Source organism: Microvirga zambiensis WSM3693, from assembly GCF_016735695.1.
In the GTDB taxonomy this organism is placed as follows: Bacteria; Pseudomonadota; Alphaproteobacteria; order Rhizobiales; family Beijerinckiaceae; genus Microvirga; species Microvirga zambiensis.
The window spans coordinates 1-7,988 of sequence record NZ_JAERQD010000122.1; the positions used below are offsets into that span (position 1 = coordinate 1).

General features: G+C 60.5%; 6 protein-coding genes and 2 pseudogenes. 7 read left to right on the forward strand and 1 reads right to left on the reverse strand.

Annotated elements, in window-relative coordinates; genetic code table 11:
* Positions 1–245: 245 nt before the first annotated feature.
* Positions 246–1,280, reverse strand: coding sequence for a LacI family DNA-binding transcriptional regulator (locus JKL46_RS33470; protein WP_246529712.1), 1,035 nt, complete (start codon positions 1,278–1,280; stop codon positions 246–248).
* A gap of 557 nt (positions 1,281–1,837) precedes the next feature.
* Here JKL46_RS33470 and JKL46_RS33475 point away from each other — a divergent pair.
* The 7 genes and pseudogenes from JKL46_RS33475 to JKL46_RS33505 all read left to right on the forward strand — a co-directional run.
* Positions 1,838–2,371, forward strand: a pseudogene (locus JKL46_RS33475) (sugar phosphate isomerase/epimerase family protein); the annotation flags it as partial.
* Positions 2,372–2,531: 160 nt separating this feature from the next.
* A complete protein-coding gene (nifA, locus tag JKL46_RS33480; protein WP_425493348.1) occupies positions 2,532–4,292 on the forward strand; it encodes a nif-specific transcriptional activator NifA in 1,761 nt (586 codons plus the stop codon).
* Between the two features lie 242 nt (positions 4,293–4,534).
* Positions 4,535–6,016, forward strand: a complete 1,482-nt coding sequence (gene nifB, locus JKL46_RS33485; RefSeq protein ID WP_009489224.1) for a nitrogenase cofactor biosynthesis protein NifB — start codon at positions 4,535–4,537, stop codon at positions 6,014–6,016.
* A 34-nt stretch (positions 6,017–6,050) separates the two neighbouring features.
* Positions 6,051–6,245, forward strand: coding sequence for a 4Fe-4S binding protein (locus JKL46_RS33490; RefSeq protein ID WP_009489225.1), 195 nt, complete (start codon positions 6,051–6,053; stop codon positions 6,243–6,245).
* 94 nt (positions 6,246–6,339) lie between these two features.
* Positions 6,340–6,666 carry a nitrogen fixation protein NifZ gene (locus JKL46_RS33495; protein WP_009489226.1) on the forward strand — a complete coding sequence of 109 codons (327 nt, stop codon included), beginning with the start codon at positions 6,340–6,342 and terminating at the stop codon, positions 6,664–6,666.
* Entirely contained in the window at positions 6,663–6,875 is a 213-nt protein-coding gene (gene nifT / locus JKL46_RS33500; protein WP_009489227.1) for a putative nitrogen fixation protein NifT, read from the forward strand. Before JKL46_RS33495 ends, nifT begins: the two co-directional genes overlap by 4 nt.
* A gap of 42 nt (positions 6,876–6,917) precedes the next feature.
* A pseudogene (locus tag JKL46_RS33505) lies at positions 6,918–7,824 on the forward strand (SIR2 family protein).
* The last annotated feature ends 164 nt before the right edge of the window (positions 7,825–7,988 follow it).

A 7,988-nucleotide genomic window follows, 5' to 3' on the forward strand; every position in this document is an offset into this window, starting at 1 on the left:
GGGTGCCGTCCGGCAGACGTGCCGCAGTGCGGGCCATCGGGGCCTCCTTCGCACGCCCCCACCCCGAGGATCCGCCCGGAACACCCCCTAAGTCAACGGTATTGGGGCTAGCCTATATCCCTCCGGGGCCCTAAGTCCGACGGGCTGCTAGACGACGCTGTCTAGGGTTCGCTCATTAATGCGCCCTCTGCACGCCACTCAATGTCCGGCTCCGTGCTATGTCGGGCTGCCTTGGCCGCCCCGGCTCAAACATTTTCGGCCATGTAGATCTCGAAGGGAATGACACGTTGCACGATGTTGCCGCCTTGGTTGCTGATCGTTGATTGCGCCATCGCCTCGACCAGCGTGTCGGCCAACAATCTCCTCGGATGCGACAGGACAACATTGATCACACCATCAACGATCCCGGCAATGGTCTCAGGTATCAGTTCCCGTCCGATCACCACAAGGTTTCGGGATAAGGCGCTCGGGTCCTCACGCAAGGCTCGGATGACGCCAGTGATGCCGCCACCGGCGACGTAAATGCCAACCAGATCCGGTATCCGCCGCGACAAATCCAGGGTGATTTCATAGGCGTAGCGCGGGTCCTCGAGGGTTGCCACGGACTCGAGCAACTGAAACTCCGGCGCATGTTCGCGGAAGTACGAACGGAAGCGCATTTCGCTGACATCTTGGCTCAGGAAGCGATGGCTCCCCACATAGACGCCGATCTTTCCCGGCGTCCTGCACATGTTGGCGATGAACCAAGCCGCGGTGCCGCCGACCTTCCAGTTGTCCAGCCCTACGTAACCGGCACGGTTCGCCGCCGGGAGGTCGGAAATGAGCGCGAATACAGGCACACCTTCCCCGTGCAGAGTGTCGATCGCCTGCGTCACCTTGGGGTGATCTGCGGCGACGACCGCCACGGCATCGCAGTCCCGCCCAAGCTGGAGGAGGCGTTCCGCGGCGACCTCCGGCGCCAGGTCGTCCCGGAACCTCACCACCGCCCGGCCCCTGATAGTCGTCGAGGCATCCGTCGCCTCCTTCAGGTCCTGCCCGAGCATTTTGTAAAACGAGCGTTGCGGCTGCTGGAGGAGGAAGCCGAGGGTGCGGGTAGGCCGATCCCGCCTAAGGCGGTGACGGATCATCCCGGTGCCATAGAAGCCGATGGCCTCTGCGGCACGTAGCACCTGTTGGGCGGTTGCCTCCCGCACGCGATGGCGGCCGCTCAGGACACGATCGACCGTTGACACGCTGACATTGGCAACCTTGGCCACATCGGCGATGGTAGGGCGGCTCAACTGACCCTCCTTGACAGATTCTTTCATTCTTTCCCAGGGCAGCGATGAAAGTTCTTGAAAGAAAACTGTCAGCTTTCATTGCAAGATTTCTTTCATACTGGTAGGGATTTCAAACCTCGTCAATGAGGGCGCTCAAGGACGCCCACGGCACAGGAGGCAAGACCAATGCCTGACAAGATCCCATAGGCCGCCCTACGATAGGAGCCCCCTGCTCGGGAGCAGGAGAACTCCGGATGGTCCTGCAACCATCTGTCGGCCAGTCTGGACCTAAGTCCTCATACGGTGAAACAGTACTCCTCGATCCGATCAGGATGCGAGCGAAGGTTTCGTCTCCCGCAATGGGACGAGCCGCTCCTCCCATGACCACAGATGGGCATGAAAGCCCGCCGGAAATGCCATCCGCTTGTCGTGCGGTCCTGCCTCGGCTCACGAGGTGCCGGTGTCGAGGAACCGCGCAGATCGCGAAGAGATGGACCGCGCCGACGCGGGTGTGCCATCGACTGATGAAGGGCGGGGCCAGCGCCCCCGACAGACCCACGCATCGAGGAGGAGCCTACATGAAGATTGCGCTCGATCCCTACATGCGCCGCCCCGTGCCTCTCCTGGAACTGCCGCAGTTCGTCGCAGAACCGGGCTACGAATACATCGAACTGTCCCTGCGAGTGGATTTCCTCGACTGGTGGGTCAACCCCCGCGTTTCTCCCGAGCGTATCCGCGACTCCAAAAAGGCGTTGCGCGACAGCGGTGTGAAACTGGCCTCGCTGCTGCCGATGTACCGCTGGGCAAGCCCGCATCAGGTCGAACGACTGGCGGCCATGCGTTACTGGAAGAACGCGATTCGAATCGCGGTGGAACTCGAGTGTGACACCATGAACTCGGAATTCGGCCGCGGGCCTGCGCCGAGTTCGCCTTTCACCTCTTACAATTGCTGTGCGGGCGGCCATACGGAAATCTGTGAAGCCGCCTTCTGGGACAGCATGGACGAGCTGGTGCCGATCTTCGAGCGAGGAGGGATCCAACTCAACATCGAGCCGCACCCCGAGGATTTCGTCGAGACACTCCAGCCGGCAGTCGACATGATCCGCTCGATCAACGGCCTTGAACGGCATGGTGGAGATCCGAGATCAGGAGGACGCGGTCCCCTACGCCATGCCACTTCGGCCGCCAAATCGCTCATCCGTGCAACAAGGCGGCTAAAAGGCGCTGGGGAGGAGCACCCTGGACAAGCCCTGAGGGGTTTCCATAACTTACATGCTGCGGGATCGGGTCGATGAAGTCGGACCTCGGAACACCCGGCCCGAACCACCCACCAAAACCATGCGCAAGGCGGAAATTTTGCTCAGCATTATTTACGAAATATCTGAGGTCCTGGCCACGCCCGGCCCGCTGGAGATCACGCTTGTCAATGTCGTGAACATCCTCTCCTCAGTTCTGCAAATAGCTCATGGAGCAATCGTCGTCCTAGACGCTAAAGGAGAGCCGCAGATTACTGCAAATGGCGGCAACACCTACCCACCTCAATCAGGCTTTCGCAGCGTCATACCGCAAGCCGTAATCGACCAAATCGTCACTACGGGGACGCCGCTCGTCATACAGGATGTCCGCAAGTCCGAACTGTTTCAAGTTGACCTTCAAACAACTTCGAGCAGCGGCACCATCCCAATTACCTTTGTTGGTGTCGCGGTAAAGGCTGAGCATCATATCGTTGGAACATTGTCGATCAACCGCGTCAGGGACGATGCCGCCAGCTTCTGCTGCGACGAGGACGTACGCTTCCTGACCATGGTCGCCATCCTTGTCGGCCAGACCATCCGCCTCCATCGCATCCAGAGCATGGATGGTCAGCGGCTTATCGAGGAGCAACGGAGGCCGGAGAAAGTGCTCAACGAGGAGAGGACCGGCCCCGCCCGGCATCCGCATGCCAAAGTCGATTGGATTATCGGGGAAAGTCCCGCAGTCAAGCAGGTGCTCGAAACCGTCTCGGTCGTGGCACCGACGAATACCACCGTGCTTCTGCGGGGTGAAAGCGGCACCGGCAAGGAAGTCTTTGCACAGGCCATCCATAAGCTTTCACTGCGGAGCAAGAAGCCTTTCGTCAAATTGAACTGCGCCGCGCTGCCTGAAAGCACGCTGGAATCGGAGCTGTTTGGGCATGAAAAGGGCGCCTTCACCGGAGCTGTCTCGCAGCGCGCCGGCCGTTTCGAACTGGCGCATGGCGGAACCCTGCTACTTGATGAAATCGGCGAGATTTCGCCTGCCTTTCAAGCCAAGCTGTTGCGCGTCTTGCAGGAAGGTGAACTGGAGCGCGTCGGCGGCACCAGGACGCTAAAGGTCGACGTCCGGCTGATATGCGCCACCAACAAGGACCTCGAGACGGCTGTCGTCAATGGGGAGTTCAGGGCCGACCTTTACTACCGCATCAATGTGGTGCCAATTGTCCTGCCTCCGCTCAGAGAGCGACCCGGCGATATTCCACGCCTTGCGAAAGCCTTCCTCGACCGGTTCAACAGGGAGAACCATCGCGAGCTCGCCTTCGCGCCGTCGGCGCTTGAGATGCTCTCGCAATGCGACTTCCCTGGTAACATTCGTGAGCTGGAAAACTGTGTGCGAAGGACGGCGACACTTGCACGTTCAAGCACGATCGCTCCGTCGGATTTCGCCTGCCAGAACAGCCAGTGCCTTTCTTCGCTCCTCTGGAAAGGCGCCGACCGTTCGCATGGCGGCAAGGCCATCGACACGCTCGCCCGGGGCAACATGATGCCGGTTGGATCGCCGCCGCCGGCCAGGCGCATCGGCGCTTCGGAGTGTGATGTGCCGGCCGCCAAGGCCGGCGATCCGAACGGTCCCGCTTGGCCCGCAATGGGCCCGCGTCTGGCGGACCGCGACCGGCTGATCGACGCGATGGAGAAGGCCGGCTGGGTTCAGGCCAAGGCGGCTCGTATTCTCGGCCTCACGCCGCGGCAGGTCGGCTATGCTCTGCGCCGGTATCGCATCGAGGTGAAGAAGTTCTAAACGTCCTGGTGACGTCACACGTCAGGCCGGAGATGCTCCTCTTGGCACTCTATGTGTCTGAGACGCGGCGCCTTTCGCAACCCAATTCGCTTGTCCATTGTCGGAAGCCTGACAAAATGGTGTCGGAGCAAACCGACAGAATCGGACACGAAAAGCCAACATATTGAATTGAATCGTTTTTTGGGGGTGGCATCGCTCTTGCGTTTTGAACTGCGATACTCACCCAGCAATGGAACCGTTCGATGCCCGAACCGATGATTTCGCTCGAGAGCCTGACCAGCACGACATCCTTCGACCAGTTGCTGGCGACCGCGAAATCCGGTGGCTGCGCATCTTCATCCTGCGGCTCATCCGCAAAGCCGAACGACATGGATTCGGCTATCTGGGAGAAGATCAAGGATCACCCCTGCTTTTCAGAGGAAGCGCACCACTATTTCGCCCGCATGCACGTCGCGGTCGCCCCAGCCTGCAACATCCAGTGCAACTATTGCAATCGCAAATATGACTGCGCCAACGAAAGCCGGCCTGGGGTTGTCTCGGAAAAGCTGACGCCCGAGCAGGCGCTGCGCAAGGTAATGGTGGTCGCCAATGAAGTGCCGCAGCTTTCCGTGCTCGGCATCGCCGGACCGGGCGATGCCTGCTACGACTGGAAGAGGACCAAGGCAACCTTCGAACAAGTCGCCAGGGAAATCCCTGACATCAAGCTGTGCGTCTCCACCAATGGGCTCGCGCTGCCGGACCATGTCGCCGAGCTTGCCGACATGAATGTCGATCACGTGACGATCACCATCAACATGGTCGACCCGGGAGTCGGCGCAAGGATCTATCCTTGGATCTTTTACGACCACCGCCGCTACACCGGCATCGAAGCCGCCCGGATCCTGCACGAGCGGCAGATGTTAGGCCTGGAGATGCTGACCGCGCGCGGCATCCTTACCAAGATCAATTCGGTGATGATCCCCGGCGTCAACGACGAGCACCTGATCGAGGTGAATAAATGGGTCAAGGAGCGCGGCGCGTTCCTGCACAACGTCATGCCGCTGATTTCCGACCCAGCACACGGTGCGTATTACGGCCTGACCGGGCAGCGCGGCCCAAATGCGATGGAGCTGAAGGCTCTCCAGGACCGTCTTGAAGGCGGCGCCAAGTTGATGCGCCATTGCCGGCAGTGCCGGGCCGATGCCGTCGGCTTGCTCGGCGCGGATCGCGGTCAGGAGTTCACGCTCGACCAGATTCCCGGCGAGGTCGTCTACGATGCCAGCAAGCGCGAGGCCTATCGGGAGGTGGTCGCGCGCGAGCGTGGCGATCACGTGGCGGCTAAGAGTGCGGCGACCGAGATGGTCAAGGCAGCGGGCTCCGGCAATTCGCTTCTCGTGGCGGTGGCGACTAAGGGCGGCGGCCGCGTCAATGAACACTTTGGCCATTCGAAGGAATTCCAGATTTATGAGGCCTCGCCGGGAGGGATCAGCTTCGTCGGGCATCGCAAGGTCGAGCAGTATTGCCGTGGCGGCTGGGGCGAGGACGCCACCCTCGACGACGTCATCGCTGCGCTCGAAGGCATAGACATCGTGCTGTGCGCCAAGATCGGAGAGTGCCCCAAGGATCAGCTCACGGGAGCCGGAATCCGAGCAACGGACGCTTATGGCTATGACTACATCGAGACCGCAATCAGCGCGCTTTACACCGCCGAGTTCGGGGTCGAACCTCTAGCGGCAATGGCCTGAGCCGTCTCATACCAACCGAAACAGGAGTTGAAGAATGGCCTTCAAGATCATCGCATCCCAATGCACCCAATGCGGGGCCTGCGTATTCGAATGTCCCTCCGGCGCGATCAAGTTCGAGGGCGAGATCTACGTGATCGATCCAGACAAGTGCACCGAATGCAAGGAGGCCTTCGATACGCAGCAATGCGCCTCGGTTTGTCCGGTGCCGAAGACCTGCGTTCCCGACTGACCTCCTATTTGGCTACCGACACGGTTGAGGTCGCCTCCTAAGGAGGCCTTGAACTTCCCTATTGACAACCTGCAGCGGCCAGAAAGGAACGGCCATGGGCCTCAGACGCGAACAGGAGGTTGAAATCCGCAAGCCTCCACAATTCATGCCGGGTGAGCGGGTCCGTGCCACACGCCACATCAGGAATGACGGCACCTATCCTGGCAGGGAGATCGGCGAAAGCCTCGTGCGAAAGGGCGACGACGGTTATGTGCGCGACGTCGGCACCTTTCTCCAGCAGTTCTACATCTATGCGGTCGAATGGGTCGATCGTGGTACCGTCGTCGGCATGCGCGCGGGTGAACTGATGAGCCTCGACAAAGTCGGGTCTCCTTGCAGTGCCCAAACCACGGTTGGTTCTAGTGAAGGAACAGCCAGATGAAGGTCATGATCCGCAGGACCGGCGCCGGCTTGTCGGCGTATGTTCCCAAGAAGGATCTCGAAGAGCCGATCATCAAGGTCGAGAATGAAGATTTGTGGGGCGGGGCCATAACGCTCAGGAACGGCTGGCGGCTCGTCCTGCCCGACCTTCCGCGGGATACGCGTCTGCCGATCACCGTCGAGGCAAGGAAGATTTCCGACGAGGACTGAGGCTGTGGGTTGACAGGATGACAGCGGCAAGAGGAAGCGAGCATGAGCACGATCCTGACCTCGGGCCATCTCTTCATCATGCAAAACAGTGATGCCGAAAAGCGGCTTGACCTGCTGAAGGAAGCGCTCGCCGCCGATGAGATCATCCCCCTATCTCGGCCCGGGGCTCCTGCGGCTCAGCTCCGCGGAACCGCCTGTACCGCACACGCGGGACGCCATCGCCGCGGCACTCAACACGCGGGCGCCAGCCCCGTCCAAGATCCGCACCAATATGGGGTCGGTCGCGCAGTTCATCGAACAGCGCCGGCATCATCGGACGCTTCAAGCTTGGATGGCCGAGCTATTGGCGGCGCCGGCGGCACCGACCGTCCTCCACGCTGGCTCGCAACGTGCCGCGGTCCCTCATCGTCGACAGCTGGTACGATGGCGCCATGCGCGCGGCCCTGGCAGAAACCGGCCGAAGGGACGTCGAGATACAAGGCGTCACGCGGGCGAAGGAAATCGGCGACATTTGGACGAAAACCTACGATTTGTCTGGAAGGGAACTCGAACCCGGATCAGCGGCAAAGACAGAGTTCGCCATACGCGTCACGTCAGTATGAGGCCGGCCGCAAACTTCCTCGTCACCGATTCCGACTATGTCGAAGTCCTGACCAAAACCGCTATTCAGACGCCGATCCCTGGCGTGGTGAAGGAATGGCGCCCCAACCGTGGCCTTTTCTTCGTCGGCTGCCGCTTCGATGATCAGGTGCTGCGCACCTACGCCCAACAGATCATGAAGCGCTCCAAAGGTCCACATTTTGCGGTAATGGATGCGGCAACGCTGACCAAAAACGAACGCCGTTTCCTTGCAGCGAGCGCAATCACGGTCAGTGACATGCCGACGGGCGAAGCTGCGGCTCGGCTTGTCGGATCAGGCTATTCAGTAGATGGTGGCCAAGCTCGTTGAGCGACGGTCGAGCCGATTTCCGATCAGCAGGAGCACGCGATAGGTCCAGGCTCATGAAGCAGCCTTTCTCTGGTCTTGCTTCAGTTTAGATACTGCTGGCGAATTCGCTTTGGAGCTTCCGAGGCGGCTGCCAAGCTTCCAGAGCGGACCACCGGCGCTCTGCA